This window comes from Aneurinibacillus sp. XH2 (assembly GCF_001439585.2).
GTDB classification, from domain to species: domain Bacteria; phylum Bacillota; class Bacilli; order Aneurinibacillales; family Aneurinibacillaceae; genus Aneurinibacillus; species Aneurinibacillus thermoaerophilus.
Map to the genome: position 1 here is coordinate 1,358,273 of NZ_CP014140.1, position 23,330 is coordinate 1,381,602.

20 protein-coding genes are annotated in these 23,330 nt (G+C 47.7%); all 20 read left to right on the forward strand.

What is annotated here, in order from left to right; all coding sequences use genetic code 11:
- Positions 1-167: 167 nt before the first annotated feature.
- The 20 genes from bshC (at position 168) to ftsZ (ending at position 23,117) form a co-directional block, all read left to right on the forward strand.
- Positions 168-1,808: a bacillithiol biosynthesis cysteine-adding enzyme BshC gene (gene bshC, locus ACH33_RS06665; RefSeq protein WP_057898299.1), complete on the forward strand. Its 1,641-nt coding sequence runs from the start codon at positions 168-170 to the stop codon at positions 1,806-1,808.
- Between the two features lie 19 nt (positions 1,809-1,827).
- The gene (locus tag ACH33_RS06670) at positions 1,828-3,090 is read left to right on the forward strand and encodes an adenosylhomocysteinase (RefSeq protein WP_057898300.1); all 1,263 of its coding nucleotides are present in this window, start codon (positions 1,828-1,830) and stop codon (positions 3,088-3,090) included.
- 186 nt (positions 3,091-3,276) lie between these two features.
- A complete protein-coding gene (locus tag ACH33_RS06675; protein WP_236781981.1) occupies positions 3,277-3,462 on the forward strand; it encodes a division/cell wall cluster transcriptional repressor MraZ in 186 nt (61 codons plus the stop codon).
- A 36-nt stretch (positions 3,463-3,498) separates the two neighbouring features.
- A complete protein-coding gene (rsmH, locus tag ACH33_RS06680) occupies positions 3,499-4,440 on the forward strand; it encodes a 16S rRNA (cytosine(1402)-N(4))-methyltransferase RsmH (protein ID WP_408863243.1) in 942 nt (313 codons plus the stop codon).
- A gap of 20 nt (positions 4,441-4,460) precedes the next feature.
- Positions 4,461-4,838, forward strand: a complete 378-nt coding sequence (gene ftsL / locus ACH33_RS06685; protein WP_057898303.1) for a cell division protein FtsL — start codon at positions 4,461-4,463, stop codon at positions 4,836-4,838.
- Between the two features lie 12 nt (positions 4,839-4,850).
- Entirely contained in the window at positions 4,851-7,076 is a 2,226-nt protein-coding gene (locus ACH33_RS06690; protein WP_082705936.1) for a PASTA domain-containing penicillin-binding protein, read from the forward strand.
- A 113-nt stretch (positions 7,077-7,189) separates the two neighbouring features.
- Complete coding sequence (locus tag ACH33_RS06695) at positions 7,190-9,103, forward strand: stage V sporulation protein D (protein ID WP_057898304.1); 1,914 nt, start codon at positions 7,190-7,192, stop codon at positions 9,101-9,103.
- A gap of 79 nt (positions 9,104-9,182) precedes the next feature.
- The gene (locus tag ACH33_RS06700; RefSeq protein ID WP_057898305.1) at positions 9,183-10,664 is read left to right on the forward strand and encodes a UDP-N-acetylmuramoyl-L-alanyl-D-glutamate--2,6-diaminopimelate ligase; all 1,482 of its coding nucleotides are present in this window, start codon (positions 9,183-9,185) and stop codon (positions 10,662-10,664) included.
- Positions 10,665-10,695: 31 nt separating this feature from the next.
- On the forward strand, positions 10,696-11,658 hold the full coding sequence (gene mraY, locus ACH33_RS06705; RefSeq protein ID WP_057898306.1) for a phospho-N-acetylmuramoyl-pentapeptide-transferase: 963 nt from the start codon (positions 10,696-10,698) through the stop codon (positions 11,656-11,658).
- Complete coding sequence (gene murD / locus ACH33_RS06710; RefSeq protein WP_057898307.1) at positions 11,658-13,079, forward strand: UDP-N-acetylmuramoyl-L-alanine--D-glutamate ligase; 1,422 nt, start codon at positions 11,658-11,660, stop codon at positions 13,077-13,079. The genes mraY and murD overlap by 1 nt, the downstream gene beginning before the upstream one ends.
- Before the next feature lie 89 nt (positions 13,080-13,168).
- The gene (gene spoVE, locus ACH33_RS06715) at positions 13,169-14,260 is read left to right on the forward strand and encodes a stage V sporulation protein E (protein WP_057900276.1); all 1,092 of its coding nucleotides are present in this window, start codon (positions 13,169-13,171) and stop codon (positions 14,258-14,260) included.
- A 56-nt stretch (positions 14,261-14,316) separates the two neighbouring features.
- The gene (gene murG / locus ACH33_RS06720) at positions 14,317-15,417 is read left to right on the forward strand and encodes an undecaprenyldiphospho-muramoylpentapeptide beta-N-acetylglucosaminyltransferase (RefSeq protein ID WP_057898308.1); all 1,101 of its coding nucleotides are present in this window, start codon (positions 14,317-14,319) and stop codon (positions 15,415-15,417) included.
- A gap of 99 nt (positions 15,418-15,516) precedes the next feature.
- Positions 15,517-16,422 (forward strand): UDP-N-acetylmuramate dehydrogenase, encoded by a 906-nt coding sequence (murB, locus tag ACH33_RS06725; RefSeq protein ID WP_057898309.1) that lies wholly within the window; start codon positions 15,517-15,519, stop codon positions 16,420-16,422.
- 14 nt (positions 16,423-16,436) lie between these two features.
- Positions 16,437-17,690 (forward strand): UDP-N-acetylglucosamine 1-carboxyvinyltransferase, encoded by a 1,254-nt coding sequence (murA, locus tag ACH33_RS06730; RefSeq protein ID WP_057898310.1) that lies wholly within the window; start codon positions 16,437-16,439, stop codon positions 17,688-17,690.
- 98 nt (positions 17,691-17,788) lie between these two features.
- Entirely contained in the window at positions 17,789-18,562 is a 774-nt protein-coding gene (locus ACH33_RS06735; RefSeq protein ID WP_162265005.1) for a cell division protein FtsQ/DivIB, read from the forward strand.
- Positions 18,516-19,283, forward strand: a complete 768-nt coding sequence (locus ACH33_RS06740) for a DUF881 domain-containing protein (RefSeq protein WP_057898312.1) — start codon at positions 18,516-18,518, stop codon at positions 19,281-19,283. Before ACH33_RS06735 ends, ACH33_RS06740 begins: the two co-directional genes overlap by 47 nt.
- A gap of 105 nt (positions 19,284-19,388) precedes the next feature.
- Positions 19,389-20,120, forward strand: a complete 732-nt coding sequence (locus ACH33_RS06745) for a DUF881 domain-containing protein (RefSeq protein ID WP_057898313.1) — start codon at positions 19,389-19,391, stop codon at positions 20,118-20,120.
- Positions 20,121-20,124: 4 nt separating this feature from the next.
- Complete coding sequence (locus ACH33_RS06750) at positions 20,125-20,487, forward strand: small basic family protein (protein ID WP_057898314.1); 363 nt, start codon at positions 20,125-20,127, stop codon at positions 20,485-20,487.
- Positions 20,488-20,618: 131 nt separating this feature from the next.
- Positions 20,619-21,893, forward strand: a complete 1,275-nt coding sequence (ftsA, locus tag ACH33_RS06755; RefSeq protein ID WP_057898315.1) for a cell division protein FtsA — start codon at positions 20,619-20,621, stop codon at positions 21,891-21,893.
- A 36-nt stretch (positions 21,894-21,929) separates the two neighbouring features.
- Positions 21,930-23,117, forward strand: a complete 1,188-nt coding sequence (gene ftsZ, locus ACH33_RS06760) for a cell division protein FtsZ (RefSeq protein ID WP_057898316.1) — start codon at positions 21,930-21,932, stop codon at positions 23,115-23,117.
- Positions 23,118-23,330: the final 213 nt, after the last annotated feature.

Sequence of the window (23,330 nt, forward strand, 5' to 3'; positions counted from 1 at the left end):
GTGCTTCTATAGCAGTTCTTTTTTGTGCTATAAGAAGATTCATCGGTAAATCTCTTCTTTCTCCTAGATTTGTTTTCTATTTTTACAAAGAAATATTTTATGTCCGCACCGCTGTTTTCTTTTTTTCTCGTTTAGCGATATACTTATTTTTGATAAGAGAAGAAAGGATGAGCCACGTGCAGATTAAACAGGTGAAGATATCATTCGATCAAAAACTTGTACATGATTATATACATAACTACGAAAAGGTGAAGGAGTTCTATCCATATCACCCGTACCGGCAGAAGGATTACGAAGAACGTCTGGCATGGCTCGAGGCGCATCCGATTTTGCACCGCGTCGAACTTGTAGAAGGGCTTCTTGCGTTCAACAAAGAAATTGGCAATCATGCCCGTGCGCTGGAGAATATTGAAAAGCTGCGCCAGCCGGATACATATGTCGTAGTGGCTGGTCAGCAGGCAGGCGCGCTTACAGGGCCGCTGTATACGATTCATAAGGCGATTACGATTATTCGGCTTGCCGCTGAGCAGGAGCGGCTTCTGGGCAAGCGAATGATTCCTGTGTTCTGGATCGCAGGTGAAGATCATGATTATGAAGAAGTGAACCATGTATATACGCAGAGCGGCGGCTCCGACATTAAGAAAATAAAGCTGGAGACAGAATCGCCAGGGCGCGTCTCCATTTCCCGGTTACCGATAAAGCCAGAAACGCTGCGTGCATTCGTAGACGAATATTTCATTCAGCAGATTGTGACTGAGTTTTCTGATGAGCTAAAAGAAAAGCTGTATGAGTTTGCCGATGCTTCGGATACGTTGACAGGCTTTTTCGCGCGAACGATGGCTTGGCTGTTTGGGGAACAGGGACTGGTTCTTATGGATTCGGCGCTTTCCTTTGTCCGCCAATTAGAAAGGCCGGTGTTTGCCCGTGTTATCGAACAGAATGCGGAGTTAAACCAGGCGGTTGCTGCGCAAGGAAATAAGCTCGTAGCACTTGGTTATCATCGGCAAGTAGAGACCGACGAGACGAATGCACAGTTTTTCTTGTATAAAGGCAACGAAAGAATAGGCGTTACGCGGTTGCCAGACGGAACATTTAAAACACGAGACGGCAGTGAAACATATAAAAAAGAGGAACTTTTGGCGTTGCTTGAAGAACGACCGGATCGATTCAGTGCAAACGTGGTGACTCGCCCGCTTATGCAGGAGTACTTATTGCCCACGCTGGCATTTGTCGGCGGACCGGGTGAAATTGCATACTGGGGGTTGTATAGGAACAGCTTTATGCTTCTGGGATTTAACATGCCGCCTCTTGTTCCGCGCCTGACTTTCAGTTTGTTTGAAGGAGCGGTACAGAAAAGTATGCGGAAGTTTGGTTTAAGCGTAGAGGACGTATTGAACAGGCTGGAGGAGAAAAAAGAAGAATTTCTAGCTGCACAGGATACGCTTCACCTGGAAGACAAGTTTGCACGAGTGAAAGCCGAGATACAGGCGCTGTACGAGCCGCTGATCCGGGAAGCGGCCGGCATTGAACGCGGCCTTGAGAAGCTGGGTGAGAAAAACCTGGAGAAAATTCTTGAGCAGGTGGCATACTACGAAGGGAAAACCCGCTCCGCTTTTATTAAACGGCACGAAGCGGCGCTGCGGCAGTTTGACCGCATTAGAGCATCGCTCTTTCCATTGGACAAACCGCAGGAACGAGTTTACAATATATTTGGTTATCTTAATAAATACGGCATAACATGGTTTAGGGAGTTTGTTTCGTATCTATACGACATTTCGCCCGAACACTATGTCGTATGCATTGATTAAAAAACGGGGGGCTGACAATTTGAACACGATGGAAAAAAGCATTGTGCGCGATATGAGTCTGGCGCCAAGCGGTCATCTGAAAATTGATTGGGTAAAAGAACACATGCCGGTGTTAAACCGCATTCGCGAACAATTTGAAAAAGAGCAGCCGTTCAAAGGGCTGAAAGTTGCTATTTCGCTGCACCTGGAGGCAAAAACGGCATACTTGGCGAAAGTGATTAAAGCCGGCGGCGCTGACGTGACGATTACAGGCAGCAACCCGCTTTCCACACAAGATGATGTAGCGGCTGCGCTTGTTGAAGATGGTATTACAGTATTTGCTAAATACAATCCGAACCCGGATGAATATAAAGAGCATCTTATCAAAACATTGGAAACGAAGCCGGATCTGATTATTGACGATGGAGGAGATCTTGTCACCATTCTGCATTCCGAACGTCCGGATTTGCTTGCGCAGGTGCGCGGCGGCTGCGAAGAAACGACAACAGGCGTAATTCGCAACCGGGCACTGGAAAAGTCCGGCGAACTGAAATTCCCAATGATTGCTGTAAACGATGCGTATTGCAAATACTTGTTTGATAATCGCTACGGTACGGGTCAATCTGTTTGGGACGGCATCAACCGCACGACGAATCTTGTTGTGGCTGGCAAAACGGTTGTCGTTGTAGGCTATGGCTGGTGCGGACGCGGTGTAGCGCTGCGTGCGAAGGGGCTGGGTGCCAAAGTTATCGTTACGGAGGTTGACGGCATTAAGGCCATCGAAGCGTACATGGACGGTTTTGAAGTCATGCCGATGGCGGAGGCCGCAAAGCATGGGGACTATTTCGTAACCGTAACAGGCAACCGCGACGTTATCCGTGGCGAACATATAGAAGTGATGAAAGATGGTGCAATTCTTTCTAATGCCGGTCACTTTGATGTCGAGATTAATAAGCAAGAGCTTGAAGCGCTTGCGGTATCCAAGCGCGTAGTACGCAAAGACATTGAAGAATATGTGATGAAAGACGGTCGCAAAATTTATCTGCTTGCAGAAGGACGTCTCGTAAACTTGGCGGCTGGGGACGGCCATCCGGCAGAAATTATGGATATGACGTTCGCACTGCAGGCTGTATCGCTCGCTTATGTTAATGAGCATTATAAAAAAATCGGTCCGCGCGTACTGAATGTACCTTATGAATTGGACGAAAAAGTGGCCCGTCTCAAACTAGAAGCTTTGGGACTGGGTATAGACACTTTGACCGAGGAACAAAAGGCGTATTTGGAAAGTTGGAAAGAAGAATAGGAAAAAGGTTATAATGTCGAATAGGTGTAATTACCTATTCGACATTTTTTTTATGATTTTAGCGCTAATTCAGCAAAACTTCCTATTTTTTTATAGAAGGATTTTCGTTTATAAGCTAGAATTACGTATGTGGTATAAAGTGGGGCAAAGTGGATGTCCGCGCTTTCACTCGCCTTTTTTTCAGGAATGACTGAATGTGTACAGGACAAGCAGGGCAGAGTAAATATACCGATCGTTTTGCTTCAATATGGTCTTATTGATAAAGGATGCGCCGTTATTGGCGTATCCAGCATTGAGATTTGGAGCCGGGCGATGTGGAAGGAATATGTCGCCCATTCCAGCGATATTTTAATGAAATTGCAGAAAAGATGATTGATTTTGATTTGTAGCAGGATACAAGGAGGAAATATGATGTTCCATCATATTACGGTGCTGCATCAGGAAGCAGTAGACGGCCTGGTGATTAAGCCGCACGGAATTTATGTGGACTGTACGCTTGGGGGCGCTGGCCACAGTTCGTTAATCGCGTCGCGCCTGACGAAAGGAGGCCGTCTTATCGCGATTGACCAGGATGATTACGCCCTTGCTTCCGCTAAGGAGCGGCTTGCGCCGTATATGGAACATGTGACGCTGGTAAAAAGCAACTTTCGCCGTATTGCGCACATATTGGACGAATTATATATCGAACAAATTGACGGCATATTGTTCGACCTAGGCGTTTCCTCTCCGCAGCTTGATGAAGCTGAACGGGGGTTTAGCTATAATGCGGACGCGCCGCTTGATATGCGAATGGATCGGACGCAGCCGCTAACGGCCCATGAGATTGTGAACGGGTGGCCGGAAGAAGAGTTGGCGACCCTTATTTTTGAATATGGCGAAGAAAAATTTGCTCGCCGTATTGCTAGAGAAATTGTACAGGAGCGCAAAAAGCGTCCCATCGAAACGACGGGAGATTTGGTTGAACTTATTAAGCGCGGCATTCCGGCCGCGGCAAGACGCACCGGACCACATCCTGCAAAGCGAACGTTTCAGGCGATCCGCATTGCGGTAAACGATGAATTAAACGCGTTTAGGGAAGCATTGGAATCAGGGATTGAGCGGCTTGCACCCGGTGGCAGGGCAAGTGTTATTACGTTCCACTCGCTGGAAGATAGAATTTGTAAACAGACGTACCAAGAATACAGCAAAGGATGTGTATGTCCACCGGATTTTCCGCAATGTGTTTGCGAGAATAGACCGGTTTTGAAAATTATTACACGTAAGCCGATTGTACCTAAAGAAGCCGAATTGAAAGAAAACCGCAGAGCTCGTTCGGCGAAATTGCGGATTGCTGAAAAATTAGCAAATTAGGAAAAGGGGGAGAGGTAGCATTGCGTTTATACAATCAGGGAAATCTCGCCGCGCGTATCGAACAGAAGCCGAAGCAGCGCATGATTCAAAAGAAAAGGGTTACAATTCGCTACGGCATTAGCTCGGGAGAGAAATTGCTCTATTTTTTCGCGATTATTGCTCTTGTGGGTGTATCCACGCTCATCGTCGCTCGCTATGCGCAAATTTCCGACTATAACTATCAAATTCTTGAGACAAAGAGCGAGATGAAAAAAATGACAGAGGAAAACGGAGAGCTTAGAGCGAAAATCGATGAACTGAGCAAGCCAGAAAGAATCCGCAGCATCGCCGAACAAATGGGTTTGAGCAAGCTTGACAATACGGTTCGCGTATTCAAAGGCGGTACGGCCTCGAATTAGGGGGACATAGAAATGAAAGATATAAGAAAGAAAATTAACCTGCGTACGTTTTTCATAGGGGGGCTATTTACGCTCTCTTTTTTTGCGCTTATTTTCCGCACGTTCTGGATTCAGTATATTGATAGCCCTGAATTGCTTGTCAAAGCCAAAGATACATGGGAGAGAAGTAGCGCGCTTAACCCGAAACGCGGCGAGATTGTAGACCGCAATGGTCAAGTTCTCGCTTATCAGGGAAAAGCGTATACCGTTATCGCGCGTCTAAAGCCGTACCCGAATGACAAAAAAAATACAAACTATGTGAGCAATCCTGAAGAAACAGCGTCCAAATTAGCTCCCATTCTTGACATGCCGAAAGAAAAAATTTTACAGCGTCTTATGCGCAAAGACGTAGACCAGGTAGAAATCAGGCCAGGTGGTTGGAAAGTTCCGAAAGAAACCGCTGATAAGGTAAAGGAGCTTAACCTTCCAGGCATTGGATTATATGAAGAATCACGCCGTTATTATCCGTACGGCACATTTGCTTCTCATGTGATAGGCTATACCAACCTAGATGGAGAAGCGAAGATGGGGCTTGAACGCCAGATGGACGAGCAACTGCGCGGAGAAAAAGGAAGTCTGAAATTTAGAAAGGATCGGCTGGGCAACCAGCTTCCGGGAGGCGTGGAGTCGTACAAGCCGGCCAAAGACGGAAATAAAGTTGTGCTGACGCTGGACCACCAGATCCAAAGCTATGTCGAGGACGCGCTGAACCAGGCGGACGCTAAATATAAAATGAAGAGCGTTAGCGTTGTGGTAGCAGATCCGAACACTGGTCAGATTCTGGCGATGGGCAGCCGCCCTAGCTTTAATCCGAATGCTCCCAAGGATATTCAAAATTTCACGAATCCGGTTGTCAGCGCGGAATTTGAACCGGGTTCCACATTTAAAATCGTCACACTGGCTGCGGCGATTGAAGAAAAGGAGTTTAATGCGAACGAATATTATAAGTCCGGAACTTACAAGATCAAAGGCAGTCCGCCAGTTCGTGACCATAACCGCGGCATTGGTTGGGGCTGGATTACGTTTAAGGAAGGTGTGAAGCGTTCCAGTAACGTGGCGTTTGTTATTCTCGGATACGACAGACTGAAAAAAGATAGGTTGTTTAGCTATCTGCAAAAGTTTGGCTTCGGTGGGAAAACCGGGATTGAACTGCCGCATGAGGCGCGGGGTTCATTCGATCCAAATCGGAAATATTATCCGCGTGACATCGCGTCTATCACGTTCGGACAAGGTGTAACTGTTACGGCGATTCAGCAGGTGGCGGCAGTTGGTGCGATCGCGAATGGCGGCAAGCTGATGAAGCCATATATTGTAAAAGAGATTCGTGACCCGAAAACGAACGAGGTGATCCAGGAGTTTAAGCCGCAAATGGTTCGCCGCGTTGTGTCCGAAGATACGGCAAAGCAAGTGCGCGATTTGCTGGATGCGGTTGTCAACGAGAAGCATGGAACCGGCCAACCGTTTGCGCTGCCGGGCTATCATGTCGCCGGTAAAACGGGAACTGCTCAGGTAGCGCGTAATGGACATTATGTGCGCGGTAAATATATTAACTCCTTTATTGGTTTTGCGCCAAAAGATAAGCCGAGACTGCTTGTTTATGTGATGGTGGAAGAGCCGCAAATTGATACACCGTCTGCGGGCGGCAAAATTATTGCGGCCCCGATTTTTAAGTCTGTTATGGAGCGCAGTCTCCAATACTTAAAGCTCTCGCCGGATGAGACGGATGGCCACACGACAGAAATCATGGGCGATGAATCGACCGTTATGCCGGATCTTATCGGAAAAAACGTTAGTCAGGCGAAACAAATCTTAGGGCAGGCCGGCCTTCGCGCCGAAATTCTTGGAAACGGAAAAACGATTGTCAGGCAATATCCGAGCGCGAAAGCGGAGTTGACCAAAGGAAGTGCTGTGTATATATTGACCGTTAAAGATGGAACGCAGATGCCGAATTTGACGGGCAAAACGCTGCGTGAAGTAATGGAGCTTGCTTCGCTGCTCGATATCCAAGTGACCGGCATTAACGGGGAAGGCTACGTCATCACTCAGAGTATACAGCCAGGAGCAAAAGTGAAAAAAGGCGACAAGCTGGCGGTGACACTGGCGCCGAAATCAACGACAGGCGCGGCGCAGCCGGAAGGAGAAAAAGCGAAAAAGCACAAGGAAGAAAGTGGTGAACAGAACATAAAAACGGCGAACTAAGGAAAGCCCGTTCTATCTTTTTTCTTCATCGAATAGGGTTATTGTTGAGAGTATAATATGCGGACGGGCATACACGCGTCCGCGTATCCATTCGATGAGGGGGGAGAAAGGACGTGCGTGTATCCGGAGTTACCGTTCGACGCCGTATTTTTATTGCGATGCTGCTTGGGTTTTTTATGTTCCTATTGCTTATCACACGCCTTGGATATGTACAATTATGGAAAGGATCTGGGCTTACGGACATGGCGGAAGAATTGTGGACGCGCAACATTCCGTTTGAAGCCAAGCGGGGACGGATTCTCGATCGGAATGGGGAAGTGCTTGCGTACAATATTAGCGTACCTTCCGTTTTGGCCATCCCGGCCCAAATCAAAGACAAATCCATGACCGCACGCAAGCTGGCGCAGGTTCTAAAAGGAAATGAAAAAGAAATACTCAAAAAAATTAGCCAGCGTCAGTTGATTGTGCGCGTGCCGGGAGGCCGCCGCATTTCCCCGGAGGTGGCCAAACAGGTGCAGGCGTTGAATTTGCCTGGCATTCAATTGACGGAAGATAGTCAGCGTTATTATCCACGTGGCGCGTTTTTGTCCCATGTGCTCGGCTTCACCGGAGTGGATAACCAGGGGTTAACCGGGATTGAGCGCGTGTATGATGAACAACTAAAAGGGAAGTGGGGCTATATATCGTTCGGCGCAAATGCAGCCGGTCAGAAAATGCCAGGTCTTTCGGAGCGATTTACTCCGCCGGAGGACGGGAAGGATTTGCATTTGACGATCGATGCTAATATTCAAGCCATTATTGAGCGGGAGCTAGACCAGGCGATGGTTGTATACCAACCGGACGATGCGCTTGCGATCGCTTATTCGCCAAAAACCGGGGAAGTGTTGGGAATGGCGAGCCGGCCGAACTATGATCCGGGCCGGTACAAAGAATATCCGGTTGAGACATATAACCGAAACTTGCCGATCTGGAAAACGTATGAGCCGGGTTCCACGTTCAAAATTATTACTTTGGCGGCCGCGCTGGAAGATAAAAAGGTTGATTTGGATAAGGACACGTTCAACGACCCTGGATTTATCAAAGTGGCGGGTGCGACATTGCGCTGCTGGAAGCGAGGAGGACATGGCCATCAAACGTTTTTAGAAGGCGTAGAAAATTCATGTAACCCCGGTTTCGTTCTGCTAGGCCAGCGTCTTGGCAAAGAGCGCTTGTTTCACTATATTAAAGAGTTCGGATTCGGCAAGCGGACGGGGATTGACTTGCTTGGCGAGGAAAATGGTGTGCTATTTTCACTTAACCGTGTCGGACCAGTGGAACTTGCTACCACGTCGTTTGGTCAAGGGGTATCGGTGACGCCCATCCAACAGGTGGCGGCGGTCGGTGCCGCGATTAATGGCGGCAAGCTGATGAAGCCGTATATTGCCAAAGCGTGGTATGATTCAAAAACCGGCAAGATGCTAGAGGAAAACAAGCCGAAGGTGGTGCGTCAGGTGATTTCGCCTGAGACGTCCGCCAACGTGCGACGTGCGCTGGAAAGTGTCGTAGCGAACGGTACAGGGCGCAATGCCTATATCGACGGGTATCGTGTCGGCGGCAAGACGGGAACCGCCCAGGTGGTAGAAAACGGGGTTTACTCGAAGAACAAGCATATTGTATCGTTTATTGGGTTTGCACCAGCGGATGATCCGCAAATCATTGTGTATACAGCTATTAACAATCCGAAGGGCATTCAGTTCGGGGGGCGTGTCGCTGCGCCGATTGTACGTAACATTCTCGATTCTTCATTGCGTTATATGAAAGTTTTGCCCCGAACACAGCAGATGGAGAAAGAGTATCAGTATACGGACAAAAAAATCGTTCAGGTGCCGAATCTTATCGGCATGGAACGTAAAGATATTACCGGTTCCTATTATTCTTTCCCTCTTGATATTTCAGGCAGAGGCAGTAAAGTCACTTACCAGTCACCGCAACCGGGAACAAGAGTAGAAGAAGGCTCGACCATTCGCGTCTACCTGGGTGACAAATGAAACAAAGAGCATTAAAATATATGCGGATATGCATGAGAGATAGAAAGCGGATTTTCCGTCGGAAAGAAGGAGAAGGGTAATGCAACTAGAACAGTTATTGGCACCTCTTGCCCTGTGGCGCGCCACAGGAAATGTGAAAACAAACATTACAGGGATTGAAGTTGATTCGCGTAAAGTAAAGCCGGGCGACTTGTTTATATGTTTGCCCGGTTTTACGGTCGACGGACATGATTTCGCCGTGAAAGCCGTAGAGCGAGGCGCGGTGGCCGTACTTGCCCAACGTGAGGTAAGCGTGCATGTTCCGGTTGTGTACGTGCCGGATACAAAGCGCGCGATGGCTGTGCTGGCAGACCGGTTTTTCGGCCATCCAACGCAACACATGAAAATCATCGGGGTAACTGGAACGAACGGCAAGACGACGACCACGTATTTAATTGAGCGTATTCTGGGAGAAGCCGGTCATCCAACCGGCATCATCGGCACGATCGAGATGCGCCTGGGTGATGAAGTACGGGAAGTGAAAAATACGACGCCTGAAGCGCTCGACTTGCAGCGTGCGTTTCGCTGGATGAAAGACAAAGGAGCAGAATACGCGGCGATTGAAGTATCTTCACATGCACTGGATATGGGACGTGTACGCGGCGTGCGTTTTGCGACAGGCGTATTTACCAATCTAACGCAAGATCATCTTGATTATCATAAAACGATGGAGAATTACTTGCAGGCAAAAGGCCTATTGTTTTCACAGCTTGGCAATGAGTATGATAATGAGCGGATGAAATACGCTGTGTTGAACGCGGATGATCCGGCGAGCGAAACGTTTGCGCGGATAACCCCGGCGCAGATCATTACATATGGTATTCGTAATGCAGCGGATGTACGCGCGAGAGATATTTTGATTACGGCCAACGGTACGCGCTTGACGATTGATACGTTTGTTGGGAGCATGACGCTTACGCTTCGCATGATTGGCAACTTCAACATATACAATGCGCTCGCTGCCACTGCGGCTTGCCTTGTAGAGGGCATACCGCTTGAGCAGATTAAGGCTACGCTTGAAAAAGTGGAAGGTGTGCGTGGCCGCTTTGAGAGAGTGGATGCAGGACAGGACTTCACGGTTATCGTTGACTATGCTCATACGCCGGATAGTCTGGAAAATGTATTGAAAACAATCCGCGAATTTGCGGAAGGCAAAGTGTATTGCATTGTTGGTTGCGGCGGCGACCGCGACCGGACAAAGCGCCCGATTATGGCCTCTATTGCAGCGCGCTACGCGGACGTGGCTGTGATTACGTCCGACAATCCGCGCTCTGAGGATCCTAAGGCCATTATAGACGAGATGGTGGCTGGCCTTATCGCCGATGGCGTAAATGAAGAGCGCTACTTTACGCGCGTGGACCGTCGGGAAGCCATTCGTGAAGCGATTCACAGGGCAGCGCCGAGCGACGTGGTGCTCATCGCCGGCAAAGGCCATGAAACGTATCAAATTTTAAAAGACAAAACCATTCATTTCGATGATAAAGAAGAGGCCTATCAAGCCATACTAGAAAAGAAAAAGTAGGATGAGGAGAAAATAGAAAGGAGGGCGCACAATGCTAGTACGGGTTTTGTTTTTTTCGATCGCTGCAGCTTTTTTGATTGCGGTTCTTCTCGCTCCGCTCTTCATTCCTATTCTAAGACGCTTGAAGTTTGGCCAGACAATCCGCGAGGAAGGACCGAAGGGGCACCAAAAAAAAGCGGGTACACCGACTATGGGCGGAATTATTATTTTGCTTGCGCTGACTTTTACAGTGATTAAATTCGCGAATCAGTCGGTCGAGATATTTCTGTTGCTTTTTATTACACTGGGCTATGGATTAATTGGTTTTCTTGATGATTTCATCAAAATCGTGATGAAGCGAAATCTCGGGCTGACCGCAAGACAAAAATTGTTTGGTCAACTCGTAATTGGCGGCGTATTTTATTATGTGCTGCTCCGCAACGGTTATGACACAATTGTTTCGATTCCCGGTACGGATTGGGGCATAGAGCTGGGATGGCTGTACTTGCCTCTTGTATTGCTTATGACTATCGGCGCTTCTAATGCCGTCAATTTGACAGACGGACTGGACGGGTTGTTAGCGGGAACGAGCGCGATTGCATTCAGCGCATATGCGGTAATTGCCTGGACAGCCAGCCAGATGAATATCGCTATTTTTTCGGCTGCGGTCGTCGGGGCAGTGCTTGGTTTTCTTGTATTTAATGCGCACCCTGCCAAAGTGTTTATGGGGGATACGGGTTCTCTTGCCCTCGGCGGCGCGCTGGCAGGCGTCGCGATTTTAACAAAAACAGAAATCTTGCTTGTGATTATTGGCGGGGTATTTGTGATGGAAGCCCTGTCTGTTATCATTCAGGTTATTTCATTCAAAACGCGAAAAAAACGGGTATTCCGCATGAGTCCGTTGCACCATCATTATGAGTTGGGCGGCTGGTCCGAATGGCGAGTAGTGGTCACCTTTTGGTTTGCCGGACTGATTTGCGCAAGCCTGGGCGTGTATATTGGGGTGTTGAGCTAATGTCAGTAGAAGAGGGAAAAGCGTTATATCAAGGGAAAAGAGTCCTGGTGCTTGGCCTCGCCAAAAGCGGGGCCGCTGTGGCGCGCGTGTTGAAGCATTGCGGCGCCTTAGTAACGGTAAATGACAAAAAGCCGGAAAGTGAATGTGAGGAGGCAAGAGATTTGTGGGCGGAAGGGATTGATGTTATTTGCGGGGGGCATCCCGACGACATTGTAAATCCGTCCGTCGATTTCGTAATAAAAAATCCGGGGATTCCGTATTCGGTCGTACCGATTCAAAAGGCGCTTGCGCTTGGCATTCCAGTAATAACGGAAGTGGAAGTCGCATATGAACTGTCGGATGCGCCCATTATTGGAATCACTGGCTCGAATGGTAAAACGACGACCACTACACTGATTGGGCGCATGCTGGAGGAAAGCGGTCTTCATCCGGTTGTGGCTGGCAATATTGGCACACCGTTGAGTGAACAGGCGGCCCAGGCAAAGGCGGAGCAGACGCTGGTGGCAGAGTTGAGCAGTTTCCAATTGAAGGGCACGCGACGGTTCCGTCCGTCCATTGCCTGTCTGCTGAACGTGTATGACGCGCATTTGGATTATCATAAAACAAAGGAAGACTACGTACATAGCAAAAGCAAGCTGTTTGCGAATCAAACAGCCGAAGATGTGGCTGTACTGAATTATGATAGCGAGATTTGTCGGGCGCTTGCGGCTGATATAAAGGCCGCTCTTCTTTGGTTCAGCACAAAGCAAGAGGTGGAACAGGGAAGCTTTGTTCGTGGAGACGAAATCGTATTTAAGCGCCCGCAAAACGGAAGATTAGCGCAAAAACTGTCGGAAGCCCCGGAGATAGAGAAAGTGCTTCGTCTGGATGAACTGGCGCTTCCAGGAACACATAATCTGGAAAATATTTTGGCGGGTGTCTCTGTGGCGCGTGCTGCCGGGGCGAGTATAGAAGCGATTCGGCGCGTACTTCGCACATTTGCCGGGGTGGAGCACCGGCTTGAATTTGTGGCGGAAATTAATGGGGTTAAATACTACAACGATTCGAAGGCGACCAATCCGGAGGCGGCGAGCCGGGCACTTGCTTCGTTTGTCGCGCCAATTATCTGGATTGCAGGTGGTCTTGACAGGGGCATTGATTTCAAAGAGCTTGTGCCACTTCTAAAAAAGCGCGTTAAAGCGGTCATCACATATGGACAAACAGCAGAAAAATTGTTGGCTCGGGCGGAAGAAGCAGGGATTATTCGCAGAAAGCGCGTCGATAATGTTACTGACGCGGTTGCGCAGGCCCGACTGATCGCTCAGGAAGGGGATGTGGTACTGCTCTCGCCGGCGTGTGCCAGCTGGGATATGTACAAATCGTTCGAAGAGCGGGGGGTCTTGTTTAAGCAATCCGTGCATAAGCTTAAAACAAGCCTGTAACCGCTGTTTGAACGTTTGATCCAAAATCAGGGGATTGAACGGACAGGCAGCTGGATGCAGTAAATTCTGTGCTGTAAGAGGTGTTTATGTTGATAAAGGCCCGTTCAACTCCTGATTTTATTATTATTGTTGTTACACTTGTACTGCTGGCGGTCGGTGTCGTTATGGTGTACAGTTCGAGCGCGGTTGTCGCTGCACAGAAAGGCGACCCGTTCTTTTTCACCAAACGGCAGCTTATTTTTGCGATTCTCGGTATTTTCGCTATGTTTGTGACGATGAACATTGATTACTGGATATGGAAAAAATGGGCAAAACCTGGCCTTTACTTTTGCTTCTTTTTGCTTGTTATTGTACTCCTTATCGGTAAGGAGGTTAACGGAGCAAAAAGCTGGTTGGGAATTGGTGCATTCGGAATTCAGCCAGCGGAGTTTACGAAGTTAGGTATGGCTATTTTTCTGGCCAAATGGCTTTCGGATAACCAGAAAATGATTGTTTCGTTTACGAAAGGTTTGGCACCAACGCTCGGCATTGTATGCCTTGCATTTGGTCTTATTATGATGCAGCCTGATCTTGGAACTGGCACGGTATTGCTTGATACTTCAGTATTGATGATTTTCATCGCTGGAGCAAAAATGAAGCATTTGTTTGGGCTTGCCTTTCTCGGCGTTCTCGGGTTCGCTGGCCTTATTTTAGCGGCGCCGTACCGAATAAATCGGATTACCGCCTTTCTCGACCCGTGGAAAGACCCGCTTGGCGATGGATACCAGATTATCCAATCTCTATACGCCATTGGGCCTGGCGGTCTAATGGGGCTTGGCATCGGTATGAGTCGCCAGAAATTCTTGTATTTGCCGGAACCGTATAACGATTTTATTTTTTCTATCCTTTCGGAAGAGCTTGGATTTATCGGCGGTGCGACAGTGCTGTTGTTATTCTTACTGCTGCTGTGGCGCGGTATGAGAATTGCAATTACGGCGCCCGATTTATTCGGTAGCTTGCTTGCGACGGGGATTATTGGTATGCTGGCGATTCAAGTGGTTATCAATGTCGGTGTTGTTACCGGTATGTTTCCGGTAACGGGAATCACCCTACCTTTTCTGAGCTACGGCGGTTCTTCCCTCACGCTGATGCTGACGGGAATTGGGGTTCTGCTAAATATTTCACGCTATTCTCGAATCTAAGTGCACGGATTAAAATAGAGAGAAAATGAACAATAGAGGAGACAGGTGGTGCGAGTATGGATATTGTTATTAGCGGGGGCGGCACAGGCGGACATATTTATCCGGCTCTCGCCCTTATTAAAGAAATCAAACGGCACGAGCCGGGCTCCCGCGTATTATATATTGGAACAGAAAAAGGGTTGGAGTCGGAAATTGTGCCGAAAGAAGGAATTCCGTTTGAGTCGGTGTATATTACTGGCTTTAAGCGGAGTCTTTCGTTTGAGAATGTAAAAACAATCATGCGATTTTTTAAGGCGACCCGCCGGGCGAAACGTCTTATCCGGGAATTTAAGCCGGATGTTGTCGTAGGCACCGGCGGTTATGTTTGTGGTCCGGTTGTATACGCCGCGAGTTCGCTTGGTATTCCCACGCTGATTCATGAGCAGAACGTAATTCCAGGTCTGACCAATAAATTTTTGTCTCGTTATGCGGATCGAGTGGCGGTTACATTCTCCGGATCAGCTTCGTACTTTCCACAGGGAAAAACGGTGGTGACCGGAAATCCACGGGCTACGGAAGTTGCGCACGCGGACGGACGGGCCGGGCTCGTTTCGCTACATGTTCCATCAGGGAAAAAATATGTTCTTATTGTTGGCGGAAGCCGCGGGGCGAAAGCGATTAACGAAGCAGTGATTCAAATGGCACCGAAGCTGTGTGATTATCCGGCTTACCATTTTATTTATGTAACGGGAGAGGTCCACTACGATAAAACAATGGAAGCTATAAAAAATCAGGGCGGTGTGCCGGAAAATATGACGATCCGTCCTTTTATCTATAATATGCCTGAAGTGCTGGCTGGTATTGATTTAATCGTAAACCGGGCAGGCGCATCTTTCCTAGCGGAGATTACTGCGCTCGGCTTGCCGTCTATTTTGATTCCTTCTCCTTATGTAACAAACAATCATCAAGAAAAAAATGGAAGGTGGCTGGAAGAACAGGGCGCATCGCGCGTGATTACTGAGTCGCAATTGAACGGTTCTCTTCTTCTTGCTGAAATTGACGCTATCCTGCGTGACAGCGCGCGAGTGGATAGAATGCGCCAGGCGGCAAAAGCGCTTGGTCAGCCGAATGCCGCCACACTCATATACAAAGAATTACAAGCGATCACCTGCCCCTAGCTGTAACACAGCGAGCGGGTTGGGCATACATTATTCTAGGCGCGTGACCCGTGGAAGCAGTGCGTACCAGGCAGGGGATTCACTCAAGGAGGTTCTATCATGCAGGAGCTAATCAGAGAGTTGAAAGAAGCTAACATTGGAACAGTGCTTATCAATGAGCCGCTGGCAAACCATACAACATGGAAAATCGGCGGCCCGGCAGATATTCTCGTTGAACCGACTGACAAGATGGCGTTAGCTCGCAGTATGAAACTCGTTCACAAGCATAATGTACCTTGGTATGTGCTGGGCAGAGGCTCAAATATGCTTGTGCGGGACCGAGGAATCCGCGGCGTTGTCTTTAAACTGGCTGATGGATTTAATCACCTCGCTTTTAATGGGGAAGAGATAGAGGTGGGTGCTGGCTATTCGTTTATTCGATTAGCTGTCATGGCCGGGAAAGAGGGATTAACCGGGCTTGAATTTGCCGGTGGCATTCCCGGTACGGTGGGCGGCGCCATTTATATGAATGCAGGCGCACACAATTCTGACGTTTCACGCATTCTTAAATCGGCTGAAGTGTTGCTCGAAACAGGGGAATTGGTGATTTTTTCCGCCGACGAACTCGGGTTTAGTTACCGCACGTCCATCTTGCAGAAGAGGCGGGGCATTGTTGTAAGCGCGGTGTTTAAGCTGGCTTACGGCGACCGTAAAGAGATCGCCCGTCATATGGCAGCATATAAAGATAGAAGACGCCAGACACAGCCGTTGTCGCTGCCGTGCGCGGGAAGCGTGTTTCGTAATCCGCCAGGCGACCACGCCGGACGTTTAATTGAAAGCGCGGGACTTAAGGGGCTTCGGGTCGGCGGTGCACAAATTTCGGAGAAGCACGCCAATTTCATCGTAAATCGAGGGAACGCGACGGCCCAGGATGTCCTCGACCTGATGGAACAAGTAATAAAAATCGTAAATGAACGGTATAATATTAAACTTGTTCCGGAAGTATTGGTGGTGGGCGAGGGGTAAACGGAGGTGAAATCTTGGAGTCATTCGTAATAGAGGGGGGAACCCCTCTTTCAGGAGAATTGCGCATTCAAGGCGCAAAGAATGCGGCACTTCCGATTCTTGCGGCTACCGTGCTGACCGGAGGTTCCTACACCATCTACGATGTACCCCGTCTCTCTGATATTGATGTAATGCTTAAGATTTTGACAAAACTTGGTGCCGTATGCAGTCATACAGGAACGACTGTTCACGTAGATACGACGAATCTTTCTTCTTCGTTTGTTCCACAAGATCTAATGGGGCAGATGCGTTCTTCTATCTTTTTAATGGGGCCGCTTTTGGCGAGATTCGGGCAAGTGACGCTTTCACGTCCGGGCGGCTGTGCTATCGGGGAGAGGCGCATCAATCTTCATCTTAAAGGATTGAAAGCTCTCGGAGCCACAATTACGACTCAAGACGGATTGATTCATTGTACAGCTAATAAGCTCAAAGGTAGCGTCATCTTTCTTGATTATCCGAGTGTCGGAGCTACGGAGAACATTATGATGGGAGCGGTGTTGGCAAAAGGGGAGACCATTCTTTCCAATGCAGCGCGTGAACCGGAAATTATCGATTTGCAAAATTTCCTTAACCGTTTGGGCGCGCGCGTACGCGGCGCTGGAACGGATCGGATTATCATCGAAGGGGTCTCCCGACTTCATGCCACAGATTATCAGGTGATTCCCGATCGGATTGTAACCGGGACGATGATGCTGGCGGCGGCTATTACACGCGGAAGCATTACTTTGCGCAACGTCAACCCAATGCATCTTGTGTCTTTGTTAGATGTTGTCAAACAAAGCGGTGTTGAAATCACATATGGGCATGATATAATTACGGTAAAGGCCAGCAGATCATTTCGCGCCATTGATCGAATTATGACGGCACCCTATCCTGGATTTCCAACCGACATGCAATCTCAGATGATGGCGTTTCTTTCACTGGCACGAGGATGCAGTATCATTAAAGAGACGGTGTTTGACGGGAGATTCCGGCATGTGAATGAATTATGTCGGTTGGGTGCTGATATTTACGTGGATTTGAATACGGCTTTTATTCGTGGTGTGCCGCGTTTATCGGGCGCGGTAGTAGAAGCAACTGATTTGCGAGCCGGTGCGGCGCTGATTATTGCCGGGCTCGCTGCGGAAGGAGAAACGAGAGTGACGCAATCCTATCATATTGATCGCGGTTATGATAGGATTGAAGACCAGCTTGTGAGTCTGGGGGCTCGTATTCGGCGGGTTCAGTGAAGCGGCACTTTCAACAAGCATATTTTGTGCATGTGAAGCGGCATATGGGAGTATGCCGCTTTTGTAAGTTTACAGGTTTAAAAGCGGAGGAATACGGAATGGCGAATATAGAAAAAATCCCGCGTTTACGGAAGGAAAACCGGAAGAAAAGGACGAACCGCCAATTGCTTATACTGCTGTTGCTATTTTTTCTCGTGTTACTCCTCGTTCTTTTTTTTCAATCCTCTATCAGCCGGGTACAGGATATTTCCGTAACCGGAGCCCAACTTGTGTCTCCGGGAGAAGTGATCAAACAATCTCACCTTCATTTTGATATGCAGTATTTGCTGGTGAATAAAGAGAAAGTAGCCACCTCTATCGTATCAGCGATTCCTGCGATTGAAAGCGTAGAAGTGCGTAAAACGTTTCCTGGGAAAATTGAACTGGTGGTTAAAGAACGCCCACGTGTGGCGTTTTTGATGAATAACCGCGGCGAACTTTATCCGGTAACAAACAAAGGCGTTGTCTTGCGACAGTATCCGTCGAGCGACGAAATGGTGGACAAGCCGATTATCCGGTTGTGGAAGACAGAGCAGCTGTTGCCTGAATTTGCGGAGCAACTCGACAAGTTAGATCCAGGAATTCGTCGACAAATTTCGGAGATTAGGCATGAACCTACGAAAAATAATCCAGATCGTCTCATTCTTTTTATGAAAGACGGTTTTGAGGTTCATACCGTAATCCAGGATTTTGCGGATAATATGGCATGGTACCCTTCATTTGTACAGAGCTTGAAGCGGGAAGGAAAGACGGAAGGGATTATTAATTTATCAGAGGTGAAGTGGTTTGAACCGTATAAGCAGCAACAAACAAACGGTAATAAACAACCTTAAGATTCGTAGAATCCACGTATACTTAGCGCTTGTGTTCCTCGTATTTGGATTTATTGTTGCTTATTCGGTGCAGTTGACCATGGAAGGTGCAAGCAATGTTCCTGCTTCAAGCGATAGTGAGTGGGAGAAAAAAGTTAAGCTAAATGAAAAGCTTATCCAGGAAAAAGAAACGAACGAGGAACTGGAAAAAAGATTGCAAAAGTTGCGGCTGGAAGTGAATCAAAAAGAAAAGGAACTGTCGGAAAGACAGGCAGTTTCTCGACAGGTATTGAATGAATTGGAACAAATGCGAATGAAGGCGGGATTGATACCGGTTGTCGGATCGGGGGTGACGGTCACACTTGAAGACAGTAAATCGGCCCGCAGCTTTAATAATGTTGCCGACGGGATTGTGCACGATCAGAATATTCGGGATGTGGTCAACGAATTATTTGCTGCTGGTGCGGAAGGTATCGCCATCAATGATCAACGTTTGGTGGGCGGTTCAAGCGTCCGCTGTGTCGGGCCGACAGTGATTGTCAATGATACAAAACTTGCGCCTCCGTTTGTGATTAAGGCGATTGGTGACAAGGAAACTCTTCTTTCAGCTCTAAAATTGCCCGGTGGGGTCATTGACATGCTGAAGCAACGTACGATTGAAATTACCATCAACAGTTCAGACAAAATTGAACTGCCGGCCTATGTCGGTGAAACGCAAGCGAAGGCGTCGACAGAAGCCTAAAGCATCAAGGGAATGATAGTTTGACATCACTTTTTCCCTTATAACGTCGATGAATGTTAGTATCTTAAGGTGTATTTAATAGGAGCGGTAAGGAAGCGATGAAAAATGAAAAATAATCGACAGGTCCCATTCATAATTACAGTAATAAGTATTATTATTGGGTTCATGCTAGCGCTCCAATTTCGCTCAAATCAGATGATTTTTGCAACGGAACGCCAAGACTTGTTTCAACTGCGTCAGAATGTACAAAAAGAAATGGAGCGTCACCAGAAGCTATTAAATGACATTTCCAAGTATGAAAAACTGTTGAGAGAATATGAAACGTCGATGAATGAAGGCGGGGGGCTTTCTGTCATTCAGGAAGAGTTTGCCCGCATTAAAAGAGAGAATGGTTTTTCCGATGTGACGGGACCTGGCGTGATTATTACGATTGAAGATAATCCTGTCGCCCCAGGAATGAACAAGCTTCAATCTCCAGTTATTGACCAAGATTTAACCGATTTGACAAGCCTGTTATTCGCGAACGGTGCCAAAGCGATCGCCATTAACGGGAATCGGTTGATCGTGAGCAGTTCCATTCGTACCGTCGGTGAAGGCATTCAGGTAGATACAAAGCCAATTGAGATGCCTTATATTATAAAGGCAATCGGAGAACCACAGAGCTTGGAAGCTGCGCTGCGCCTTCCCGGTTCGGACCGTGAATCAATGGAAGCCTGGTTTCAATTTTTAAATAAAAAGTTTATCATTCAAAAATCGGAAAGCGTGACGGTTCCCGCGTATCAAGGAACTGTAAGAGTAAAATATATGAAGCCTATGGAACAAAAAGGAGCGTCGTAAGCGAATGTGGTTACCAATTCTCGGTTTAGTCATTGGTGTGATTCTCGGGCTATCATTTCAATTCCGGGTACCGGAGGAATACAGCAGCTATTTGTCCATCGCAGTGCTGGCCGCCCTTGACACCATTTTTGGAGGCTTGCGCGCATATTTGCAGAATTCCTTTGACATTAAAGTATTTATGTCGGGCTTTTTCTTTAATACGTTACTGGCGGCCGGGCTTGCTTTTCTTGGCGTGTATATGGGGATCGATTTGTATTTAGCGGCCATTTTTGCTTTTGGCGTTCGCCTGTTTAACAATATTGCTGTGATCCGCCGTATACTCATCGGGCGCTGGTTCAGGGAAAAAGAGGAGAAAACGCTCCCTTAACGCATATTTTTTATAAATTTTCGCGTTGAAAAAAGAGGGGAAATACTGCGCGATGTGGAAGTAAATACAGTACATCATTTTTATTGCTACGCTAGACACTACCAAAAATAAAAATAGAGGAGGTGCCAAATTTGAACAGCAGTGAATATATTGTCAGCTTAGATATTGGTACATCCAAAGTCAGAGTAATCATTGGAGAAATTAACAGCGGAACCATTAATATTATTGGGGTTGGAACGGCGGATTCGCATGGAATAAAAAAAGGTGCCATTGTAGATATTGACGAGACTGTGCAATCGATTCGGGAAGCCGTAGAAAAAGCGGAGCGTATGGTCGATTTGCCGATCCGTCATGTTGTGGTCGGTATTTCAGGCAACCATATTCAGTTGCAGCCGAGCCACGGAGTGGTTGCTGTGTCCAGCGAGAACAGAGAGATTACGGACGAAGATATTGAACGTGTAATGAAGGCGGCGCAGGTGATAGCCGTTCCCCCGGAACGCGAAATTATCGATGTGGTTCCTATTCAATATATTGTTGACGGCCTTGGAGAAATCAGCGACCCAAGAGGTATGATGGGCGTACGCCTCGAGATGGAAGGTACGATCATTACAGGAGCAAAGACTGTCATACATAACCTCGTACGCTGCGTAGAACGGGCGGGATTATCCATCGCCGGAATGTACCTTATGCCGCTTGCATCCAGTGAGATTGCGTTGACGAAGGATGAAAAAAATTTAGGGGTAGTGCTTGTGGATATCGGCGCCGGTTCTACGACAGTGTCAGTATTTGAGTCAGGAACGCTGAACGCTTTTTCCGTGTTGCCAATCGGTGGCGATTATATTACAAACGATATTGCGATCGGATTCAGGACGACAACAGAAGAAGCGAAGCAAATTCAATTAAACAGCGGGTGCGCGCTTATCGAAGAAGCGAGTGAGGACGAGCGCTTTCTTGTGAAGCGGATAGGGAGCGATGTGGAGAAGGAATATACCCAGTTAGAATTGGCTAATGTGATTGAACCTCGTGCTGCGGAAATTTTTAATTTGGTAGAAGACGAATTATATCTTATGGGTTATGATACAAGCATACCGAATGGTTTCGTATTGACCGGGGGAGTGGCCAATATTCCGGGTTTGTTAGAGTTGGCGCGTTATGAGCTACAGGCCCCTGTGCGGATTGCGATTCCGGATTACATAGGTGTGCGTGATCCATCCTATACAACGGGAGTGGGGCTGATCAAATACGCGTCCAAATACTATATGAATCAGATGCCTCAGCAACCGGAAGTGAAACAGCCTCAGCCGAAAAGCAAAAAAACGAATAATGCACTGAAAACTTCAAAAGAGCTGAAGGAACATGGGGGAGTTTTCAAGAAGGTTAAGGAATGGTTTAGTGAATTTATTTAGAACTGTGTGCATGATAAGTGAGGGGGACTTTTATACATGTTAGAATTCGACTTGGAAATGGATACGCTAGCGCAGATAAAGGTCATCGGTGTTGGCGGCGGTGGGAGCAATGCGGTAAACCGGATGATCGAAAGCGGGATTCAGGGCGTTGAATTCATCGCAGTCAATACTGATTACCAAGCGCTTAATCTGTCAAAGGCGCAGCATAAGCTGCAAATTGGCGCCAAGTTAACGCGCGGGCTTGGCGCTGGAGCCAATCCGGAAGTTGGAAAGAAGGCGGCGGAAGAAAGCCGTGAACAAATCGAACAGGCGCTACGGGGAGCCGATCTTGTTTTCGTGACTGCCGGAATGGGTGGTGGGACGGGAACAGGAGCTGCTCCAGTCATCGCGGAAATCGCAAAAGAAATCGGAGCACTTACAGTAGGCGTTGTAACCCGTCCATTTACATTTGAAGGTCGTAAACGCGCCGTGCAAGCAGAGCAGGGGATTATCGGACTAAAAGACAAGGTTGACACGCTTATTGTCATTCCAAACGATCGGCTGCTAGAAATTGTTGATAAAAATACTCCAATGCTTGAAGCGTTTCGTGAGGCGGATAACGTGCTTCGCCAGGGTGTGCAAGGCATTTCCGACTTGATTGCCGTACCGGGATTAATTAATCTTGACTTTGCTGATGTGAAGACGATTATGACGGAGCGGGGCTCTGCACTTATGGGGATTGGGATTGCTACGGGAGAAAATCGGGCGGCCGAAGCGGCGAAAAAAGCGATTTGTAGTCCGTTGCTTGAGACATCGATTGACGGCGCGCGCGGCGTGCTAATGAATATTACTGGTGGTACGAATTTGAGTCTATATGAAGTAAATGAAGCGGCCGATATTGTTGCTTCTGCTGCTGATTCGGAAGTAAACATGATTTTTGGTGCTGTAATTAACGAGAACCTGAAAGACGAGATCGTCGTGACAGTCATTGCGACCGGATTTGAAGAGTCACAACAACAAATGGCGCGCCGACCACAAATAGATGCAGGTCGCGATAAGGCGCTAAGCGTGCAGAACTTGCGACCGCTGCGTCGTACAAATCAGGCTGAGCCGGAGCGAGACAGCGAAGAGCCACAAATTCTGTCCCGTCCAGAGCCGCGTCAAGCTCCATCATACAGCGGAATGGACAATCTTGACATTCCGACATTCCTGCGCAATCGCAGACGCAAAAATAAAGAAAGATAGCTGGAATAGCAAAAGCCTTGAGTGAAATGCAATCACTCAAGGCTTTTGGCTTGAAAAATGGGAATAACTTATCTTTATTATAGAACATACATTTTCAAAAAGCGAGTGCGGCATATTCAGGATTTACTTTTCCTCTTTTTCCCTTTATTATGTCATATCCTGTCTAAAATTCCTCTCATATTTTGTCTTAATTTTTCATACGATTTAAGGACA

Excerpts from the sequence above, each read along its gene's own strand:
- bshC (WP_057898299.1), top strand. The coding sequence starts at position 168 with ATGAGCCACGTGCAGATTAAACAGGTGAAGATATCATTCGATCAAAAA.
- ACH33_RS06675 (WP_236781981.1), top strand. The coding sequence starts at position 3,277 with ATGACTGAATGTGTACAGGACAAGCAGGGCAGAGTAAATATACCGATC.
- rsmH (WP_408863243.1), top strand. The coding sequence starts at position 3,499 with ATGATGTTCCATCATATTACGGTGCTGCATCAGGAAGCAGTAGACGGC.
- ACH33_RS06690 (WP_082705936.1), top strand. The coding sequence starts at position 4,851 with ATGAAAGATATAAGAAAGAAAATTAACCTGCGTACGTTTTTCATAGGG.
- ACH33_RS06700 (WP_057898305.1), top strand. The coding sequence starts at position 9,183 with ATGCAACTAGAACAGTTATTGGCACCTCTTGCCCTGTGGCGCGCCACA.
- mraY (WP_057898306.1), top strand. The coding sequence starts at position 10,696 with ATGCTAGTACGGGTTTTGTTTTTTTCGATCGCTGCAGCTTTTTTGATT.
- murD (WP_057898307.1), top strand. The coding sequence starts at position 11,658 with ATGTCAGTAGAAGAGGGAAAAGCGTTATATCAAGGGAAAAGAGTCCTG.
- murG (WP_057898308.1), top strand. The coding sequence starts at position 14,317 with ATGGATATTGTTATTAGCGGGGGCGGCACAGGCGGACATATTTATCCG.
- murB (WP_057898309.1), top strand. The coding sequence starts at position 15,517 with ATGCAGGAGCTAATCAGAGAGTTGAAAGAAGCTAACATTGGAACAGTG.
- ACH33_RS06735 (WP_162265005.1), top strand. The coding sequence starts at position 17,789 with ATGGCGAATATAGAAAAAATCCCGCGTTTACGGAAGGAAAACCGGAAG.
- ACH33_RS06745 (WP_057898313.1), top strand. The coding sequence starts at position 19,389 with ATGAAAAATAATCGACAGGTCCCATTCATAATTACAGTAATAAGTATT.
- ACH33_RS06750 (WP_057898314.1), top strand. The coding sequence starts at position 20,125 with ATGTGGTTACCAATTCTCGGTTTAGTCATTGGTGTGATTCTCGGGCTA.
- ftsZ (WP_057898316.1), top strand. The coding sequence starts at position 21,930 with ATGTTAGAATTCGACTTGGAAATGGATACGCTAGCGCAGATAAAGGTC.